Here is a 17,834-nt window from a genome sequence, read left to right as displayed (position 1 = left end):
TGTGATTGGTGAGCGCGGAAGCAAAGCGCGCACGCCAGTCGCCTTCGGCTCCTTGTTGCACCCCTTTCGCGGAATTCTCCGTACCTAATTTCAAATTTTTTCAAGGAAAAAATTTATGGCAGCCAAAGAAGTCCGCTTCGGCGAAGACGCCCGCTCGCGCATCCTGAAGGGCGTGAACACCCTGGCCAATGCGGTCAAGGTCACCTTGGGCCCCAAGGGCCGCAACGTCGTGCTCGAGAAGAGCTTCGGCGCCCCGACGATCACCAAGGACGGCGTGTCCGTCGCCAAGGAGATCGAGCTCTCGGACAAGTACGAGAACCTCGGCGCGCAGATCGTCAAGGAAGCCGCCTCCAAGACCTCCGACGTCGCCGGTGACGGCACCACCACCGCCACCGTGCTGGCGCAGGCGTTCATCCAGGAAGGCCTCAAGGCCGTTGCCGCCGGCATGAACCCGATGGACCTGAAGCGCGGCATCGACAAGGCCGTGATCGCGGCCGTGGGCGAGCTCAAGAAGCTGTCCAACCCGACCGCCGACGACAAGGCGATCGCGCAGGTCGGCACGATCTCGGCGAACAGCGACGCCAACATCGGCGACATCATCGCCACCGCGATGAAGAAGGTCGGCAAGGAAGGCGTGATCACCGTCGAGGAAGGTTCGGGCCTGGAAAACGAGCTCGACGTCGTCGAGGGCATGCAGTTCGACCGCGGCTACCTCTCGCCGTACTTCATCAACAACCAGCAGTCGCAGCAGGTTGAACTGGACGACCCGTTCATCCTGATCCACGACAAGAAGATCTCCAACGTGCGCGAGCTGCTGCCCGTGCTGGAGGCCGTCGCCAAGGCCGGCAAGCCGCTGCTGATCGTCGCCGAGGAAGTCGAGGGCGAGGCGCTGGCCACGCTGGTGGTCAACACCATCCGCGGCATCGTCAAGGTCGCCGCCGTCAAGGCGCCGGGCTTCGGTGACCGCCGCAAGGCCATCCTCGAGGACATCGCGATCCTGACCAACGGCCAGGTGATCTCCGAGGAAGTCGGCCTGCAGCTCGAGAAGGCGACCATCAACGACCTGGGCCGCGCCAAGCGCGTGGTGATCACCAAGGAAAACACCACGATCATCGATGGTGCGGGCGAGGCGGAGCGCATCCAGTCGCGCATCAGCCAGATCAAGGCGCAGATCGAGGAGACCTCCTCCGACTACGACCGCGAGAAGCTGCAGGAGCGCGTGGCCAAGCTGGCCGGCGGCGTGGCCGTCATCAAGGTCGGCGCCGCCACCGAGGTCGAGATGAAGGAGAAGAAGGCCCGCGTCGAAGACGCCCTGCACGCCACCCGTGCGGCGGTCGAGGAAGGCGTGGTGCCGGGCGGCGGCGTCGCCCTGATCCGTGCGCTCAAGGCCGTCGAAGGCCTGAAGGGCGATAACGAGGACCAGAACCTCGGCATCGCCATCACCCGCCGCGCGCTGGAAGCGCCGCTGCGCGCGATCGTCGCCAATGCCGGCGAAGAGCCCTCGGTGATCCTCAACAAGGTCAAGGACGGCCAGGGCAACTTCGGCTACAACGCCGCCACCGGCGAGTTCGGCGACATGGTGCAGATGGGCATCCTGGACCCGACCAAGGTCACCCGCACCGCGCTGCAGCACGCCTCCTCGGTCGCGGGCCTGGCGATCACCACCGAGGCGATCGTGGCGGAGCTCCCGAAGAAGGAAGAGCACAGCCACGGTGGCGCCCCGGGCGGCATGGGTGGCATGGGCGGCATGGACTTCTAAGTCCGGCTTTCCTCCGCAGTACCGAGAAAACCCCGCCTGGTGCGGGGTTTTCTTTTTCGCCTCGACGGCCCGTAGGAGCGCACCTGTGCGCGACCAGGGGGGTTCCTCCCTGCGCCTGGGGCTTCGTCAGCCTTTCGGGTTGGCCAAATGGTGGCTCCTCGCGACTTGGCTCGCCTGCCGGCGCTCGGGGAGCGGGGCAAGGGAGGTGGCCGGGCGGCCGCGTAGGCCGTGTAACGGTTCCCCGGCGCGAGGTCGCGCCTGGCGCGCGCTCGTCGGGGCTGCTGGCGTTCACTGCGGTCGCGCCGGTGGCTGGTCCACAATGGTCATTCCCCAAAGGTGGCGCTTTCCCCATGCTCTTTCGCTGGTTCGAATCGCTGATCGATCCGTTCAAGGAACCGGCCGACGTGATGCCGCCGGGCACGCCCGGGCGCTTCTATCTGTTCTATCTGCGCCAGGTGTGGCCGATGTTCGTGGCGGTGCTGGTGGTCGGCTTCTTCGTCTCGGTCATCGAGGTGTCGCTGTTCGCCTTCATCGGCCGACTGGTGGACATGGCCAAGGTCGCCGAGGGTGCGGCGTTCTTCCGCCAGCACGGCCGCGAGTTGGCCTGGATGGCGTTCGTGGCGTTGATCGCCCGGCCGCTGTTCAACTCGCTGCACGACCTGCTGGTCAACCAGGCGATCGTGCCGAACGTGACGGCGCGCATCCGCTGGCAGAACCATCGTTATGTGATTCGCCAGAGCCTTTCGTTCTTCCAGAACGATTTCGCCGGACGCATTGCCAACCGCATCATGCAGACCGGCAGCTCGCTGCGGGAATCGGCGGTGCAGATCGTCGATGCGATCTGGTACGTGGCGATCTACACGGGCAGCGCCATCGTGATGTTCGCCAAGGCCGATGCCTGGCTGGCCGCGCCGCTGGTGCTGTGGCTGCTGCTCTACATCGCCACTCTGGCGTTCTTCATCCCGCGCACGCGGCAGCGCTCGTGGAAGGCCTCGGAGTCGCGCTCGAAGCTGATGGGGCGCATCGTCGACGGCTACAGCAACATCCTCACGCTGAAGCTCTTCGCGCACACCCGGCGCGAGGAAACCTACGTGGCCGACGCGTTGCACGAGCAGGTCGACAAGACGCGCGCGATGACCCGCCAGACCACCGCCATGGACGCCACCATCACCACGCTCAACGGCTTCCTGATCGTCGGCACCTCGGGGCTGGCGCTGTGGCTGTGGAGCCGCGGCCATGTGACCGTGGGCGCGATCGCGCTCTCCACCGGCCTGGTGATCCGCATCAACAACATGTCCGGCTGGATCATGTGGGTGGTCAACGGCATCTTCGAGAACATCGGCACGGTGCAGGACGGCATGGAAACCATCGCGCAGCCGCGCGCGGTGCAGGATGCGCCCGGCGCCAGCCCGCTCGCCGTCACGCGCGGCGAGGTGCGCTTCCAGGACATCCACTTCCACTACGGGAAGGCCGGCGGCGTGATCGCCGGGCTGGACCTCACCGTGCGCGCAGGCGAGAAGATCGGCCTGGTCGGTCCGTCCGGGGCGGGCAAGTCCACGCTGGTGAACGTGCTGCTCAGGCTTTACGACCTGGAAGGCGGGCGCATCCTCATCGATGGCCAGGACATCGCCGCAGTCATCCAGGAAAGCCTGCGCTCGCAGATCGGCGTGGTCACCCAGGACACTTCACTGTTGCATCGCTCGATCCGCGACAACCTGCTCTATGGCCGTCCCGCCGCGACCGACGCGCAGATCGCGGACGCCGTGCGCAAGGCGCGCGCGGACGAATTCATCCCCACGCTCTCCGATGGCGAGGGCCGGCGCGGCTGCGATGCCTACGTGGGCGAGCGCGGCGTCAAGCTCTCCGGTGGCCAGCGCCAGCGCATCGCCATCGCCCGCGTGCTGCTCAAGGACGCGCCGATCCTGGTGCTGGACGAGGCCACCAGTGCGCTCGATTCCGAAGCCGAAGCGGCCATCCAGGAAAGCCTGGACCTGCTGATGCAGGGCAAGACGGTGATCGCCATCGCGCACCGGCTCTCCACCATCGCGCGCATGGACCGGCTGGTGGTGCTGGACAAAGGCCACATCGTGGAGAGCGGCACGCACGCGCAGCTGATCGCGCACGGCGGCCTGTACGCCCGGCTATGGGAGCGCCAGACCGGCGGCTTCGTGGCGGCGGAGGATGTCTTGGCCTGAGCGGCTCCGGGGCGCCCTTCCCGTGCCGGGGGAAAGGCGCCCGGTCACCCTGGCCCAAGCTCAGTGCCCGTGCGCGGCGCGGGCTTTCTTCAGGCGGGCCTTCGCATCGGTCCTGGTGTCGAGCGAGCCGGTGGGGCCGGCGCCTTCGTCTACAGACGTGGCCGAGGAGTCGCCCTGGGTTTGCCTGAGCAGACCGCCCAAGCCGAGCGTCGAATTGCCCGAGGCATCGGTGCCGGTGCTCGCGTTTGCACCGACGGCCGTGTTCGAGGGCATGCCGGTACCCGAGACGCTCGCCTGCGTGGAACCCTGTGCGCCGGTGGTGGACTGGCCGGGAATGACCTGCGCGAAGGTGGGGATGGCGAACACGCTGGCACCGGCGATGAGGGCTGGCAGGATCTTGTGCATAGGTCGCTCCGTGGGCTGATTGTGCGGGCGGTTACAACCGTGCCGACGCTAGGCGCGCAAACCCGAGCGGTCTGTGAAGCGTCGCCTGCGGCCTTAAGCGCGGGGACAGATCAATGAACGCGGCGACGTCCACGCGCGGTGAAAAAAACGCCGCTGGGCGGAAATGGTGGCCGCCCTCGCCGCCGGGCCCACGGCTCAGGCGGTCTCAAGCGCCGCCCTTCGTAGTAAGCGCTTGCCGCCGGCCCTCAGCCGGCCGTCGGGCCGCGGCCCAATGCGCCTCGCACCGTGCGGGAGCTAGGACGGAACAGGCACACGCCTTCCTCTGGGCTGTAGCGACCACGCGCACGGAGCCGGGCATGCTCGCCTCGCCGCGGCGATAGACGCAGGTGACCGAAGCCGCGCCCAGACGCAGCGCCGTACGGTTGCGGTCCATGCCGGTGTCGCCGCCGAGCGCCACCACGGCTTGCCGGAAAGGTCCAGCGCAGGCGGCAGCGGCGCGCTCTCGAACAGCCTGGGGAAGCCGCCATGCCTATGCTCATGCTCATTGGCTTCGCACCGCCGGCGCCGGCGCCGACGGCCGCGTCTGCGTGGCGCCGCCGTGCCGCCGGGCAGTCAGCGGTGCGCGCCGTAGGCAGCGTCCGGTGCCGGCAGCGGCTCGTGCGCCGCCGCGACGGACGAGGGCACCGGCTGCGCAGGCATCAACGCGTCCAGCTTGCCCTTCATGCGCAGCAGGGCGACGCTGGCCATGTCCTGGTCGATCACCTGCTGCTCCGCGGTTTCGTCCGGCGGCGGCGCGCCGGGCGCGTAGGTGAGGTCCGCCAGTTGCGGCGCCAGCACCTGGGTCAGTGCGAAATAGGAGTCCCGGTGGATGCCGGCGCTCTCCAGCAACCGGCCCGGCAGCATCCAGGAAGCGAGGCTCTCGCGCTGGGGCGCGCCGGGGTTGCGCGGGTCGATGAGCAGCCACACGCCCGGCTCGCGCAACATGTCGCCATTGTCGGCGAAGCCGGTGATCGCGTAGCTGTTGCTCAGCGCCGGCAGATGGTCGCCGTAGAACAGCAGCAGGGTCGGCCGGCCGCGCTGCGCCAGCAGCTTGGCCAGCCGGCCCAGCTCGGCGTCGGCATGGCGCGCGTGATAGAGGTAGGTCTGCAACTCCAGCTTGTCCTTGCCGCTGATGCCGTCAGGCACGGGGATGGCGTCGCGCTCGGCGGTGTTGGCCGGCGGCACGTCGTAGGGGCCGTGCGCCTCGATGCTGATCGCGAACAGGAACTGCGGCGGGCCGGCATCCTTGAGCTGCGCCAAGATTTCGTCGGTCATCGCGCTGTCGGCCATGTACTTGCCGTCATTTGGGGCGTTCTTGGGGAACGAGGACTGCGAGATGAAGCGGTCGAAGCCGATCGCCTTGAACGCGCTGGTGCGGTTCCAGAACGAGGGATCGTTGCCGTGCAGCGCGGTGGTCGTGTAGCCGTGCGCACGCAGCGTGCGGACCAGGCTGGGCACCACCTTCTGGTGCAGCGTAAGGTAGGGGAACTGCAGTTCATCGAAGTAGCGCAGCGACAGCCCGGTGAGCACCTCGAACTCGGTGCGGATGGTGCCTCCACCGAAGGTGGGCACGTGCAGCGGGCCGCTCAGGCCGTGCTTTTCCAGGCGCACCAGGTTGGGCGTGAAGTCGCTTTCCTCGTAGCCGCGCATGATGCGCGGGTCGAAGAACGATTCGCTCTGCACCACCACGATGTCCGGCAGCTCGCCGCTGGGCGGCGACACCGGCTGCAGGTGGTCGTGCAGCGCCTGGCTGTTCTGCGCGATCAGCGCCTTGGCCGCCGCCGGGTCGGCCACTTTCTTGCCGTGCCCATATTGCAGGTGGAACATCAGGAGCGAGCTGACCAGCCCCGAATGAGTGGCGGTCGAGCTGGCCGACCAGGGCTCGAGCCACAGCACGCGCCCGTTGTAGAGCTTGCCCCAGGCCGCCACGCCGCCGAGCAGGCTCACCAACAGCACGCCGGTTGCGACGCCCGAGAACAATCGCCCGCCGCGTGTGCGCCGCGCGAACAGCGGCGGCTCCAGCCGCCACATCGCCACCACCAACGCGATGCCGGCCAGCATCCCCAGGTAGGGCCAGGGGCTGTGCGGCAGGTAGCCCAGCAGCACGTGCGCGCCGCCCTTGCGCAACTGGTCGACCATCAGGAAGTCCGCCGGCATCAGCGGGTTGCCCAGGTTGGCGATCTTCAGTGCGTTGACCCCGTAGACCAGCCCCTGCAACAGGAACACCAGGCCGAAGGAAAACAGCAGCCGCCGCGTCAACGCCAGCAGCAGCCACGCGGCCAGCAGCCCCGGCCAGGCGTTGGCGAGGGGGAAGCGCGCCTGGTCGAGCATCCGCGGTGGCACCACGCCCACGCCGCCGTCGACCAGGCCGGTCAGGAGCACGAAGGCCAGGCTCATCAGCACCACGGCCGTCACACGCCCGGCAAGCGGTCGCCAGCGCGCGGTCGTTGGGTGGGAAGGGTGGGACATGCGGATGTCTCGCCGGTATCACATGGGGAAGAATGACTGTAATCGGGCGGAAATGAACTACTCGTTCGTCCGGCCAGAGCGGTTGCTGGCGGTTCATGCGGGCACGGGCTGCGGCACAATGGCCCGATGCCTGCACCCGAGAGCCCCGCGCTGCGCGCGCTGATCGATGACCGCTACGCCGAGCTGGCCGCCCGCTGTCGAGCCACCGGGGTCGCGCTGCACGACGACGCCGGGGTGGCCGAGCGCATCCGCGCCACGCTGGCGACCAGCGATTTCGCCTTCGAGGTCTGGCGGCGCCAGCCGCAGCTGCTTGCGCCGGCTGGGCTGGAGCGTCTGCGGGCCGGCGGTGACGCGGGCACCCGCATCGGCGCCCTGGCCTTGCCGCAGGACGAGCTCGCCACACTGGCCGCGCTGCGCCGCTTCCGCCACGCCGAGGCGTTGCGGCTGGTGTTCCGTGACGTCAACGGGCTGGACGACTTGGCCGAAACGCTTTCGGCCACCAGTGCGCTGTACGAGGCGCTGCTCTGCACCGCGCTGGACTGGTCCGAGCGTTCGCTCGCCGCGCGCTTCGGCCACGCTCGCAGTGCCGAGGGTGCGCTGCAGCGGCTGGTGGTGGTCGGCTTCGGCAAGCTCGGCGGCGGCGAGCTCAACTTCTCCTCCGACATCGACCTGGTGCTGGCCTACCCGCAAGGCGGCCAGAGCGACGGCGTACGCACGCTGGACAACAGCGAATACTTCGTGCGGCTGGGTCGCCACCTGGTGCGCCTGCTCAACGAACCCACCGACGATGGCATCTGCGCGCGCGTGGACCTGCGCCTGCGCCCGTTCGGCAACGCGGGGCGGCTGGCGCTCTCCTTCGCCGCGATGGAGCAGTACTACCAGAGCGAGGGCCGCGACTGGGAACGCTACGCCTGGATCAAGGCCCGCCCGGTGGCGGGCGACCGTGCGGCCGGCAAGCAGCTGCAGGAGCTCCTGCGCCCGTTCGTCTACCGCAAGTACCTCGACTACACCGCCTTCGCCGGGCTGCGCGAGATGAAGGCGCTGATCGACGCCGAAGTCGCGCGCAAGGACTTGGCCGACAACCTAAAACTCGGCCCTGGAGGCATCCGCGAGATCGAGTTCATCGTGCAGCTCACCCAGCTGATCCGCGGCGGCCGCGAGCCCTCCCTGCGCGTGCGTGGACTGCTGCCGGCGCTGTCCGCCTGCGAGGCGCGCGGCCACATCGGCGCCGCGCGCGCCAAGGCGCTGCGCGAGGCCTACCGCTGCCTGCGAAGGGTGGAGAACCGCGTGCAGATGCTGCGGGACGCGCAGACCCACGATATTCCCGGCGACCCGCTCAGCCGCGAGCGCATCGCACATGGGCTGGGGCACGAGCACTGGCAGGCGCTGGAGGCGGAGCTGGCGCACCACCGCGCCCTCGTCAGCGAGGAGTTCGCCACCGTGCTGATGCCTGCCGGTGGCCGCGCGGCCAGCGTGGGGGTCGCCGATGCCACGCTGTGGCAACAGGCCTGCGCAGGCCTGCCGGAGGCGGCGGCGCTGGAGGCCGCCGGCTTCGTGCCCGGAGGCGAGGCAGCCGAGGCGCTGGCCAAGCTGCCGCAGGCGTCCGCCGTGCGCGCCATGTCGCCACGCTCGCGCGAGCGGCTCGATCACCTGATGCCGCACCTGATCGGCGCCGCACGCGCCAGCGCCGCGCCGCTGCCGTGCCTGCTGCGGCTGTGCCGGCTGGTGCAGGCGGTGGCGCGGCGCTCGGCCTACCTCGCGCTGCTGGAGGAGCAGCCGGCAGCGCGTGCGCGGCTGGCCTCGCTGTTCGCCGATAGCGCCTTCCTGGCCGAGCGGGTGATCGCCCAGCCCTTGCTGCTGGACGACGTGCTCGACCCGCGCATCGACCAGCTGCCGTTGAAGCGTGCCGACATCAGCGCCGAGATCAGCCGGGTGCTGGCCACGCTGGACGAACGCGAGGCCGAGGCCGAACTGGAGCGCATCAACGAGTTGAAGGACAGCATCGCCTTCCGCCTGGGACTGGCCTTCAACGACGGGCGTGCCGACGCGGTGGCCACCGCGCGCCGGCTCGCCGCGCTGGCGGCCGCGGTGGTCGAGGCGGTCACCGCGCTGGCCGAGCGTGAACTGGTCGCGCAGCATGGCCGCCTGCCGGGCGAAGGATCGGGCTTCGCCGTGTACGGCTACGGCAGCCTGGGCGGCGAGGAGCTGGGTTTCGCCTCCGACCTGGATCTGGTGTTCGTGTTCGACGGCGCGCGCACCCAGGCCAGCAGCGATGGCGCGCGGCCGCTGGACGGCGCGCGCTGGTACCAGCGCCTGGCCCAGCGGGTGATGAACTGGCTGACCGTGCTCACGCGTGCCGGGCGGCTGTACGAGGTCGACACGCGGCTGCGGCCGGACGGCTCCAAGGGTCTGCTGGTGAGCAGCCTGGAAGCCTTCGACGCCTACCAGCGCAGCCGTGCCTGGACCTGGGAACACCAGGCGCTGCTGCGTGCCCGCCCGGTGGCCGGCGATGCCGTGCTCGGCCATGCGCTGGGCCGGGTGCGCCGCGAGGTGCTGGCGGTGCCACGCGAGCGCGCGGCGGTGCTTGCCGACGTCAGCCAGATGCGCCAGCGCTGGCGCGCCGAGCGCGATCGCTCCGACGCGGCGTGGTTCGATCTCAAGCAGGGGCAGGGCGGCCTGCTGGACATCGAATTCGCGCTGCAGGGGCTGGTGCTCGCCCATGCCGCGGCCTACCCGCAGTTGCTGGAGCAGACCGCCAATGCGGCGCTGATCGAGGCCTGCCGGCGTGCCGGCCTGCTCGATGAGGCGCAGGCGGACACGCTCGCGCGGGTGCATGCCGACCTGATCGAGCGTGCCTTGGCCTGCACCTTGGACCTGCGCCCGCGCCTCGCGGCCCGTGACGCGACGCTGGAGGCCTGGTGCGGGCAGGTGCATGCGGTCACCGGCGCGCTGGGTTTCGGGTTCTGATCTATGCCGGCCGTTGCGCTTCAGCGGCGCAAGTGTTCCATCGCAAGCGTGGGGGTATGGAAGTCCAGCCGCTCGAAGAACCCGCCTGCACCTTCGCGGCCCGCGCGCAGCACCAGGTGATCGCCGGATCGTCGCCCGTCACGTGCCGCACCGTTGCGCTGTCGACGCCGCGGCCGCGCTGCTCTGGCGCCATCAGGGCCATGGACAGGTAGCCGTTGGAGAGCCCGTCGGTCAGGGCACAGGCAAAGCCGACCACCTCCCCGTCCAGCACTGCCACGGCGATGCGTTGCGAGAGCTCGAGCGGCAAGGCGAAGCGTTCCCGCTGCCGATGCGTTGCGCCCAGCCGTTCCGCCCGAGCAGCGCATGGGCGGCCGCGATGTCGCCCGATTCAGTTGCGGACCGTGACCGATGCCAGGCTCACGGTTGGCCTTCGCCGGAGAGGCCCAGCCGCCGGCGCGTTGCCGCGGCGATCGCGGCCGTTTCGCGCAGCGGCGGCTGGCGATCGGGAGCGTCGCCGTCGAGGTCGTGCAGCAAGGCCGCTTCGCGCAGCGCGCGGTGGAAACGGGCGAGCTTGTCCGGCAGTGGAGGGGGCGCGAAGGTGTGCACCGCGCAGCCGACGGCGCAGGCTTCGGACAGCATGTTCACCGAGTCGGGGGTGACCACCAGGCGGTCGGCCCAGGCGAGCACGCCAGGGTAAGGATTGGGACCCTCGGCGCCCGTCCAGTGCAGGCCCGGCACGTCACAGAAAGCTTCGCGCAGCGCGCCGCCCAGGCGGGGCGGCGTGCGCCGCGAGGCCAGCACCAGCAGGCTGCCTCCGCGGCGCTGGTGCAGCGCGCGCAGGCCGCTGATGAACGCCTGCGTCCAGGCCGCGTCCATCGCGATGCCGTGCCGCGGGCCGCCGAGCAGCACGCCGATGCGTGGCGCCGGCAGCTCGGCCAGGTGCGGCCAGGCCTCACGGGCGTCCGCCAGCCACTCCTCGTCCACCGGGTTGAGCGAGCCCAGTGGCGTCAGCACGTTGGGACCGGCGACGCCGTCGTGGCGCGGCGCGATGAGCGTGTCCCAGTGGCGCGGGTCCATGCGCGGGTCGAGGATCTGCACCGTATGGCAGCGCCCGTGTGAAAGCGTGCGCAGCATCCGCGTGAACAGCGCCGCGGTCCGGCCACAGCCGATCGCCACCCGCGGCCACGGCGGCGCGAATCCCGCGCGCTCGCCCGGCGGCAGGGCGAGCCTGCCGCCCAGGATCACCCGCGGGGCGAGCCACGACCACGGCGCGCGGGCCTCCAGCACCAGCGGGCGTATCGGCAGGTCCAGGCGTTCGGCCAGCGCCAGCGCCTGGCGCTGGTTGCCGGCGGCTGCGTCGGTGATCACCCAGCATTCGTGGCGTGGCGCGTTCATGCGGTAGCGGGGCGGTCGATTGTTGACGGATCGTGCACGCTCGGTTCCTTTTTCGACACCCGGACCAACCACCGCCTTGGGCTTACACTTGCGGATCGACCGCGCCGGATGGCGCGCCCCAGACCGCCCAAAGGATACCCATGAGCGAAGTGCTTTCCGAGGCCGCCCTCGACCAGTTGTTCCGCACCGCGCGCACCTACCGCCGCTCGGCCGACGCCTGGCTGGACAAGCCGGTCAGCGATGCGCAGCTGCACGCGATCTACGACCTGGCCAAGCTGGCGCCCACCAGCGCCAACGCCTCGCCGGCACGCTTCGTGTTCGTGCGCTCGCCCGAGGGCAAGGCGAAGCTGGAGCCGGCGCTGGATCGCGGCAACCTCGCCCAGACCATGGCCGCGCCGGTGACGGTGATCGTCGCGGCCGACCATGCCTTCTACGAGCATCTGCCGCGCCTGTACAAGGAATCGCCCGATGCGACCAGCTGGTTCGCCGGCAAGCCCGCGGCGATCGACTCGACGGCCTTCCGCAACTCCAGCCTGCAGGGCGCCTACCTGATCATGGCGGCGCGCGCGCTGGGCCTGGATTGCGGCCCGATGTCTGGCTTCCGCAACGCCATGGTCGACGAGGCGTTCTTCGCCGGCACGCAGGTGCGTTCCAACTTCCTCATCAACATCGGCTACGGCAACCCCGCCGTGCTGCGGCCGCGCGAAGAACGCTTCACGTTCGACGAAGCCTGCCGCGTCGTCTGAAAACGCCCTCCACAGGAGCCCCACCCATGCGCACGTTCAAAGCCCTCCTCTTCGCCGGCCTGCTCGGCGCCGCCGCCATCGCCCAGGCGGCACCGGTCACCTACACGCTCGACCCGCACCACACCATGGTGCTGTTCAGCTGGAGCCACTTCGGCTTCTCCCATCCCACCGCCGAACTCGGCCTGGGGCAGGGCACGTTGACGTTCGACCCGCAGCACCCGGAACAGGCGAAAGTGGAGGTGACTCTGCCGATGTCGGGGTTGGACACGCACGTGCCCGCGCTGAACGAACACCTGGCCAAGCCCGATTTCCTCGACTCGGCCAAGTACCCGCTGGCGACCTACAAGAGCACCCGTGTCGAGCCGATCGGCAACGGACATTTCCGCGTCACCGGCGATCTCACTGTGCACGGCGTGACCCGCCCGGTGGTGCTCGATGCGACGCTCAACAAGGTCGGCAAGCACCCGATGAGCGGCAAGCAGTCGATCGGCTTCGACGCCACCGGCACCCTCAAGCGCTCGGATTTCGGCGTGTCGGCTTACGTGCCCAACGTGAGCGACGAGATCAGCCTGCACATCACCACCGAGGGCTCGGCCGCCAAATAACCGGCCGCTGCCTGGAAAAGAAAAAAAGCCCGCACTTTGCGCGGGCTTTTTCTTTGCACGGCGCCCGGGCGTCAGTGCGCCGCGGCGCCCTCGTTCTTCAGGCTTTCGAGCTTGCCCAGGTCGACGCTCGCCACCGCCTGCTTGAGCTCGCCGATGCTGTTGGCGTTGCCGTTGGCCTTGACCGTGAAACGCTGGCCGACCACCACGCTGTACTCGCCGTCCTTGTTCTGCTCGTCCCAGGATTCGTGCGTGAGCCGGCCACCGGCGGTGTAGGTCTTCTCATAGCCGTGGTCGGTGGTGCGCTCCTCTTCGGGCGCCATCGCGCCGGCCATCGCCATCAGGCCCTTGGCGGTGCCCATGTCGGTGACTTCCAGGGTGAGGTTGCGGCCATTGCCGTCGCCGTATTCGGCATGCGCCTCGGTCACCTGCATGCCCATCGCGTTGGTCCGCTGGGCCGAGCTGCTGGTGCGCTTGAGGCCCAGCAGCGTGTCGGGCAGGAAGGCCTTGACCTGGTCGGTGGACAGCGCCTGCACGGTGCCGTCGTTGCCCATCGCGGCGCCCATCATCTTGCCCGCCGCCGCCTGCTGCGCGGCGCTGTCGCCGGACTTCTGCGCGGCGTCCAGCTCCTTGCTGGCCTGGTCGGCGCGCTCGCCCATGGCGGCAAGCTTGCCCAGTGCGCTGTTGGGATCGACGGTGACGTTGTCACCGCTGGTGCTGCCCAGGTGCGCGCCGGTCATTGCCGCGCCGCCGAGCACGGCGGTGCCGATCACGCCGGCCACGACCAGGCTCACGATCCAGGAGAGAACGATCGCCACGATCACGGAGAGCGCGGTGTAGCCGCCGGATTTCTCGGGCGGGCATTTCATGGTGAAGGGCAGGCCCAGGTACAAAAGGTAGATCGCATAGATCGCGCCGAGCAGGCCGATCAGCCAGCCCAGCCAGGGAATGATCACCGCGATGCCGGCGACCCAGGCGGCGGTCCACGAGTAGGCCACCGTCTTGAGCGCCTGCACCATGTCCTTCTGGCCGTTGAAGGTGCCGGCCAGCGCGTTGATGATCAGCGCGACGACGTAGGCGACCGCCAGCGACAGCACCCAGTGCAGCACCATCGCGCCGATGCCTGCGCCGATCGGGGTGCGATAGCTGATGCCAAAGGCGCCATAGCCGATCAGGCTGCCCTTGATGAAGCCGGCGATCGCCGGCAGCGCGGCGATCCAGGCGATGTAGCCGGCGTACAGGCTGCCGACGGTGGCCGGCTCGGCGGCCGCGAGCGGCCATTCGGTCTTGGGAGTGGCGAGCATGCCCTTGACGCGGGCGGTGATCTTTCCGAAGTCCATGGTCTATCCCCTTGCGACAGGTTGATCCTGCGACGGGCGCTGCCAGGCCGCCTGCGGCCTTGGCTGGCCGCACGGCACCCCTGCTCGCCCCCCAGGCGCCGTCCCCCCTCGGACGCCGCCAGCGCGCACAAGTTGAGGCCAACGGCGGGGCGAAGTCCAGTGGGATCTAATGCAGCGCCCGCCGGGGCGTGAGCCGGTTGCCGACCGGCGCGCCCTGCTACCATGCCCGGTTTCCGAGCCCTTCCTGGAGCCTGCCATGTCGCGCCCCCTGTCCGAGGCCGCGCCGATCCCGGCGAATGCCGAAAATCGTTACGAAGTGACGCGCAAGGACCTGCCCTTGTCCTGTCCGATGCCGGCCATGTCGCTGTGGAACTCCCATCCGAAGGTCTACCTGCCGATCGTCGAGGACGGCGGCGAGTCGGTCTGCCCCTACTGCGGCGCGCATTACGTCCTGCGCGACTGAAGGCGGCCCCCGGCGGCGGCCGATCCACCGGCGCATCGGCACGATCGCTGCTTGTCCCTTTGGATGAAGGCCACCCAACACCCCCTCATGTCTGCCGTCGTCACCCCCACCCGGCGTCTGGTCGTCGTCCAGCTGATCCCGGCGCTGAACTCCGGCGGGGCGGAGCGTTCGGTGCTGGAGGTGGCCCGCGCGCTGGTGGCCGCGGGGCACCGCTCGGTGGTGATCTCCGCCGGCGGCCGCCTGGTCGCCCAGCTGGAGGCGGAGGGCAGCGAGCACGTCGCCCTGGACATCGGCACCAAGTCGCCGCGCTCGCTGCTGCGCATCGGTGCGTTGCGGCGCCAGCTGCGCGAACTGGCGCCGGACATCGTGCACGCCCGTTCGCGCCTGCCGGCCTGGCTGGCGTGGTGGGCGCTGCGCGGGATGGCGCCGCGGCCGCGCTTCGTCACCACCGTGCACGGCCTGAACTCCCCGGGCATCTACAGCTCGATCCTGCTGCGCGGCGAGCGGGTGATCGCGGTGTCGCAGACCATGCGCGACTACGTGCTCAGCCATTACCCGTGGCTGGATCCGGCGCGGGTGCGGGTGATCCCGCGGGGCATCGACCCGGAGGCGTTTCCCTACGGCCACCGTCCGGATGACGCCTGGCAGCGGGCCTTCTTGGCCGAGTTCCCGCAGCTGGCCGGCGCGCCCCTGCTGACCCTGCCCGGACGGGGCACGCGCCTGAAGGGCCATCACGAGGCGATCGAGCTGATCGCCGAGCTCAAGCGCCGCGACATCGAGGTGCGCTTGCTTCTGCTGGGCGTGATCGAGCCCGGTCGCGAGGCCTACGTGGAGGAGCTGCGGCGGCTGATCCGCGAGCGTGGCCTCGATGCGCAGGTGGTACTCACCCCGCCACGCAACGACGTGCGCGACATCTATGCGATGTCCGCGCTGGTGCTGCAGCTGTCGACCAAGCCCGAGTCGTTCGGCCGGACCGTGGTCGAGGCCCTGTCGCTGTGCCGCCCGGTGCTCGGCTACGCCCACGGCGGTGTCGGCGAGTTGCTGGCCGAGCTGTATCCGGCCGGCCGCGTGCCGCTGGGCGACCGCGAAAAGCTGGTCGAGCGTGCGGCCGAACTGCTGCGCGTGGCACCGCCCATTCCCATGCTGCAGAGCTACCGCCTGTCGGACATGCAGCAGGCCGTGCTGGCCTTGTACGGCGAAGTGGCCGGCTGACCCCGCTCGCCGCGCAGCGGCAGCCGACAATTCCGGGCGTCGGCTGTCCAGGGAACGAAGGTGTCCGCTCCGCCTACAATGCCGTGATGTCTCCCGCACGCGCCCTCGTCCGTTTCCTGGGTTCGCCGCTGCTGCCGTTCTGGCTGGTGGTGGCGCTGCTGCCGTTCGGGCGCAGCTCGGAGCTGGGTACGGCGGCGTGCCTGGTCGGCATGGCCCTGTTGCTGGCGCGGCGGCCCGGTGCGCTGCGCGGGCACGCCGGCGCCTGGCTGCTGCTGGGGCTGCTCGCCTGTTACATCGGTGCGGCGCTGCTGTCGTCGATCGACGCGGTGATGCCGGGCAAGAGCTGGGGCACCACGGCGGGTCTGCTGCGTTACCTGCCGCTGGGCCTGTATGCCTGTCTGGTGATTTGCCGCGACAGCGGGCTGCGCGCGCTCTACTGGGCCGTCGCCGTGGTGCTGGCGGTGTGGGTCGCCGATGCCTGGCTGCAGGCGCTCACCGGCTGGAGCCTGGGCGGGCCTGCGCAGGCCGAGCGCATCTCCGGCATCTTCGGTGCGGACAACCTCAAGCTCGGGCCCACGCTGGCCGTGCTTGCGCCATTCGCGCTGTGGGCGGCGCGCGAGCGATGGGGGCGTGCCGGTCTGGTGCTGGTCTTTCTCGTGCTGCTGGGGCCGGTGCTGCTGGCCGGCTCGCGCGCCGGCTGGCTGTGCTACGGCCTGGCCGCTCTCGCCTTTGCCTGGCGCGAGGCAGGCACGGTGCGGCGCTTCGCGCTGTGGTGCATGTTCGGCATGGTGCTGGCGGGGCTGGCCGGTGCGCTGGCGTGGCGCACCTCGGTGCGCTTCCACGAACGGATGGAGCGGACGCTGGCCGTGCTGGGTGGCAACGCGAGTGGCCTGGACGAGGCGCTGACCGGCCGGCCGGCGATCTGGCGCGCGAGCCTGCGGATGATCGCCGACCATCCCTGGAATGGCGTGGGCGTGCGCGGCTTCCGTTACGCCTACCCGGACTATGCCCCGGCCAACGACCATTTCCTGGTGGCCGAGGCCTGTGGCGTGGGCGAGGGCGCCTGCCATGCGCACCAGTTGGTGCTCGAGGTGCTGACCGAGACGGGTTCAGCCGGGCTGCTGCTCTGGCTGGCCGGCACCGTGCTGGCCGTGCGGGCGTGGCGGCGGGCGGGGCCGGCGGCGCGCGCGCGGGCGTTTCCGGCGACCGTGGCGCTCGGCGTCATGCTGTTCCCGCTCAACACGCATCTGGCCTTCTATTCGGCCTGGTGGGGCCTGCTGTTCGCCTGGCTGCTGGGCCTGTGGTGCGCGGCCCTCTACGCAGACCGCGACCCGCCGATGGCACAGGCGCATGGCTGAGCTGCTGTCGGTCGTCGTCACCGCCTACAACAGCGCCGACACGCTCGAGGCGTGCCTGGCCTCGGCACGCTGGGCCGATGAGCTCGTCGTGCTCGACTCCGGCTCGGCCGATGCCACGGTGGCGATCGCGCAGCACCATGGCGCGCGCGTCCACGTGCAGCCGTTTGCCGGCTACAGCGCGCAGAAGCAGGCGGCGATCGACCTGGCCTCGCACCGCTGGGTGCTGTTGCTGGACTCGGACGAAGCGCTGCCGCCGGACGCGGCGAACATCGTGCGGCGGATACTGCAGGACCCCGCCTGCGCGGGTTATCAGCTATGGCGGCGCGAGTGGGTGTTCTGGCGCTGGCAATCGCCGCGTGCGCGCCTCAACCACTACGTGCGGCTGTTCGATCGCCAGCGCGCGCGCATGAGCGGGCACAGCGTGCACGAGACCGTGCATGTGGACGGGCCCGTAGGCGTGCTGGCGCTCGTGCTGGACCATTACGGCGAGCGCGACATCGCCGGGCGCGTGGACAAGGCCAACCGCTACTCCTCGCTGCAGGCTGCGGACGTGCGGCGGCAGCACGCCTGGCTTGGCTGGCGCTTGGTGGCCTACCCGAGCGTCGCGTTCCTGCGCTACTACCTGTTGCGCGGGCACTGGCGCGCCGGCTGGGCGGGGTTCATCGCCGCGCGCGTGCACGCGTTCTATGCGTTCCTCAAATACGCCAAGCTGCACGAGGCGCGCGTGCGCGCGCGCGGCAACCGCTAGCTGTGTAAACCCACCAGGTTGTTCATGGTGATGCGGGTGATTGGGGCCCGGTAATCCAGGCTGGCGTGTGGCCGATGCCAGTTGTACTGGTGTAGCCAGGTCAGCCAATGGGCGGCGCGCTGGGCAGAGTGCTCGT

At 69.9% G+C, this 17,834-nt stretch carries 14 protein-coding genes and 1 pseudogene; 9 read left to right on the top strand and 6 right to left on the bottom strand.

The features are described from left to right. Nucleotides 1–115: 115 nt before the first annotated feature. Together groL and VGU65_RS09425 are read left to right on the top strand one after the other, a co-directional pair. Nucleotides 116–1,759 carry a chaperonin GroEL gene (groL, locus tag VGU65_RS09430; RefSeq protein WP_327475062.1) on the top strand — a complete coding sequence of 548 codons (1,644 nt, stop codon included), beginning with the start codon at nt 116–118 and terminating at the stop codon, nt 1,757–1,759. Nucleotides 1,760–2,109: 350 nt separating this feature from the next. Next, nucleotides 2,110–3,954: an ABC transporter ATP-binding protein gene (locus VGU65_RS09425; RefSeq protein ID WP_327475060.1), complete on the top strand. Its 1,845-nt coding sequence runs from the start codon at nt 2,110–2,112 to the stop codon at nt 3,952–3,954. Between the two features lie 60 nt (nt 3,955–4,014). Here VGU65_RS09425 and VGU65_RS09420 read toward each other — a convergent pair whose 3' ends face one another. Further along, the gene (locus VGU65_RS09420) at nt 4,015–4,359 is read right to left on the bottom strand and encodes a hypothetical protein (RefSeq protein WP_327475058.1); all 345 of its coding nucleotides are present in this window, start codon (nt 4,357–4,359) and stop codon (nt 4,015–4,017) included. Between the two features lie 612 nt (nt 4,360–4,971). After that, complete coding sequence (locus tag VGU65_RS09410) at nt 4,972–6,867, bottom strand: LTA synthase family protein (protein WP_327475056.1); 1,896 nt, start codon at nt 6,865–6,867, stop codon at nt 4,972–4,974. A 126-nt stretch (nt 6,868–6,993) separates the two neighbouring features. Between VGU65_RS09410 and glnE the strand changes: the two genes are divergently transcribed. Beyond that, on the top strand, nt 6,994–9,834 hold the full coding sequence (gene glnE, locus VGU65_RS09405) for a bifunctional [glutamate--ammonia ligase]-adenylyl-L-tyrosine phosphorylase/[glutamate--ammonia-ligase] adenylyltransferase (protein WP_327475054.1): 2,841 nt from the start codon (nt 6,994–6,996) through the stop codon (nt 9,832–9,834). A 1-nt stretch (nt 9,835) separates the two neighbouring features. Here the strand turns inward: glnE and VGU65_RS09400 are convergent, their stop codons facing one another. Together VGU65_RS09400 and VGU65_RS09395 are read right to left on the bottom strand one after the other, a co-directional pair. Next, the gene (locus VGU65_RS09400; protein WP_327475052.1) at nt 9,836–10,141 is read right to left on the bottom strand and encodes a GNAT family N-acetyltransferase; all 306 of its coding nucleotides are present in this window, start codon (nt 10,139–10,141) and stop codon (nt 9,836–9,838) included. Between the two features lie 110 nt (nt 10,142–10,251). Continuing rightward, nucleotides 10,252–11,229: a mitochondrial fission ELM1 family protein gene (locus tag VGU65_RS09395; RefSeq protein WP_327475050.1), complete on the bottom strand. Its 978-nt coding sequence runs from the start codon at nt 11,227–11,229 to the stop codon at nt 10,252–10,254. A gap of 140 nt (nt 11,230–11,369) precedes the next feature. Here VGU65_RS09395 and VGU65_RS09390 point away from each other — a divergent pair, with 140 nt between their 5' ends. Further along, complete coding sequence (locus tag VGU65_RS09390) at nt 11,370–11,975, top strand: malonic semialdehyde reductase (protein WP_327475048.1); 606 nt, start codon at nt 11,370–11,372, stop codon at nt 11,973–11,975. 26 nt (nt 11,976–12,001) lie between these two features. Next, nucleotides 12,002–12,580 carry a YceI family protein gene (locus VGU65_RS09385; RefSeq protein WP_327475047.1) on the top strand — a complete coding sequence of 193 codons (579 nt, stop codon included), beginning with the start codon at nt 12,002–12,004 and terminating at the stop codon, nt 12,578–12,580. 71 nt (nt 12,581–12,651) lie between these two features. On the opposite strand, the gene VGU65_RS09380 is transcribed toward VGU65_RS09385, so the two are convergent. Then, nucleotides 12,652–13,917, bottom strand: coding sequence for a Yip1 family protein (locus VGU65_RS09380; protein ID WP_327475045.1), 1,266 nt, complete (start codon nt 13,915–13,917; stop codon nt 12,652–12,654). Between the two features lie 256 nt (nt 13,918–14,173). Here VGU65_RS09380 and VGU65_RS09375 point away from each other — a divergent pair, with 256 nt between their 5' ends. The 4 genes from VGU65_RS09375 (at nt 14,174) to VGU65_RS09360 (ending at nt 17,698) form a co-directional block, all read left to right on the top strand. After that, nucleotides 14,174–14,380 (top strand): zinc-finger domain-containing protein, encoded by a 207-nt coding sequence (locus VGU65_RS09375; protein ID WP_327475044.1) that lies wholly within the window; start codon nt 14,174–14,176, stop codon nt 14,378–14,380. A gap of 87 nt (nt 14,381–14,467) precedes the next feature. Further along, complete coding sequence (locus VGU65_RS09370) at nt 14,468–15,592, top strand: glycosyltransferase (RefSeq protein WP_327475042.1); 1,125 nt, start codon at nt 14,468–14,470, stop codon at nt 15,590–15,592. 86 nt (nt 15,593–15,678) lie between these two features. After that, nucleotides 15,679–16,950 carry an O-antigen ligase family protein gene (locus VGU65_RS09365; RefSeq protein WP_327475040.1) on the top strand — a complete coding sequence of 424 codons (1,272 nt, stop codon included), beginning with the start codon at nt 15,679–15,681 and terminating at the stop codon, nt 16,948–16,950. Beyond that, nucleotides 16,943–17,698, top strand: coding sequence for a glycosyltransferase family 2 protein (locus VGU65_RS09360; protein WP_327475038.1), 756 nt, complete (start codon nt 16,943–16,945; stop codon nt 17,696–17,698). Before VGU65_RS09365 ends, VGU65_RS09360 begins: the two co-directional genes overlap by 8 nt. On the opposite strand, the pseudogene VGU65_RS09355 reads toward VGU65_RS09360, so the two are convergent. Beyond that, nucleotides 17,695–17,834: pseudogene (locus VGU65_RS09355) on the bottom strand (IS481 family transposase); the annotation flags it as partial. The gene VGU65_RS09360 and the pseudogene VGU65_RS09355 sit on opposite strands and share 4 nt — an antisense overlap.

This window comes from Frateuria sp., assembly GCF_035943815.1.
Classification (GTDB): Bacteria; Pseudomonadota; Gammaproteobacteria; order Xanthomonadales; family Rhodanobacteraceae; genus Frateuria_A.
Note: the sequence above shows the minus strand (reverse complement) of the source record. Positions and strands in the feature narration are given on the sequence as shown.

What these genes read in the sequence shown, in the direction of transcription:
- groL (WP_327475062.1), top strand. Translation starts at nt 116, where the DNA reads ATGGCAGCCAAAGAAGTCCGCTTCGGCGAAGACGCCCGCTCGCGCATC.
- VGU65_RS09425 (WP_327475060.1), top strand. Translation starts at nt 2,110, where the DNA reads ATGCTCTTTCGCTGGTTCGAATCGCTGATCGATCCGTTCAAGGAACCG.
- VGU65_RS09420 (WP_327475058.1), bottom strand. Translation starts at nt 4,359, where the DNA reads ATGCACAAGATCCTGCCAGCCCTCATCGCCGGTGCCAGCGTGTTCGCC.
- VGU65_RS09410 (WP_327475056.1), bottom strand. Translation starts at nt 6,867, where the DNA reads ATGTCCCACCCTTCCCACCCAACGACCGCGCGCTGGCGACCGCTTGCC.
- glnE (WP_327475054.1), top strand. Translation starts at nt 6,994, where the DNA reads ATGCCTGCACCCGAGAGCCCCGCGCTGCGCGCGCTGATCGATGACCGC.
- VGU65_RS09395 (WP_327475050.1), bottom strand. Translation starts at nt 11,229, where the DNA reads ATGAACGCGCCACGCCACGAATGCTGGGTGATCACCGACGCAGCCGCC.
- VGU65_RS09390 (WP_327475048.1), top strand. Translation starts at nt 11,370, where the DNA reads ATGAGCGAAGTGCTTTCCGAGGCCGCCCTCGACCAGTTGTTCCGCACC.
- VGU65_RS09385 (WP_327475047.1), top strand. Translation starts at nt 12,002, where the DNA reads ATGCGCACGTTCAAAGCCCTCCTCTTCGCCGGCCTGCTCGGCGCCGCC.
- VGU65_RS09380 (WP_327475045.1), bottom strand. Translation starts at nt 13,917, where the DNA reads ATGGACTTCGGAAAGATCACCGCCCGCGTCAAGGGCATGCTCGCCACT.
- VGU65_RS09375 (WP_327475044.1), top strand. Translation starts at nt 14,174, where the DNA reads ATGTCGCGCCCCCTGTCCGAGGCCGCGCCGATCCCGGCGAATGCCGAA.
- VGU65_RS09370 (WP_327475042.1), top strand. Translation starts at nt 14,468, where the DNA reads ATGTCTGCCGTCGTCACCCCCACCCGGCGTCTGGTCGTCGTCCAGCTG.
- VGU65_RS09365 (WP_327475040.1), top strand. Translation starts at nt 15,679, where the DNA reads ATGTCTCCCGCACGCGCCCTCGTCCGTTTCCTGGGTTCGCCGCTGCTG.
- VGU65_RS09360 (WP_327475038.1), top strand. Translation starts at nt 16,943, where the DNA reads ATGGCTGAGCTGCTGTCGGTCGTCGTCACCGCCTACAACAGCGCCGAC.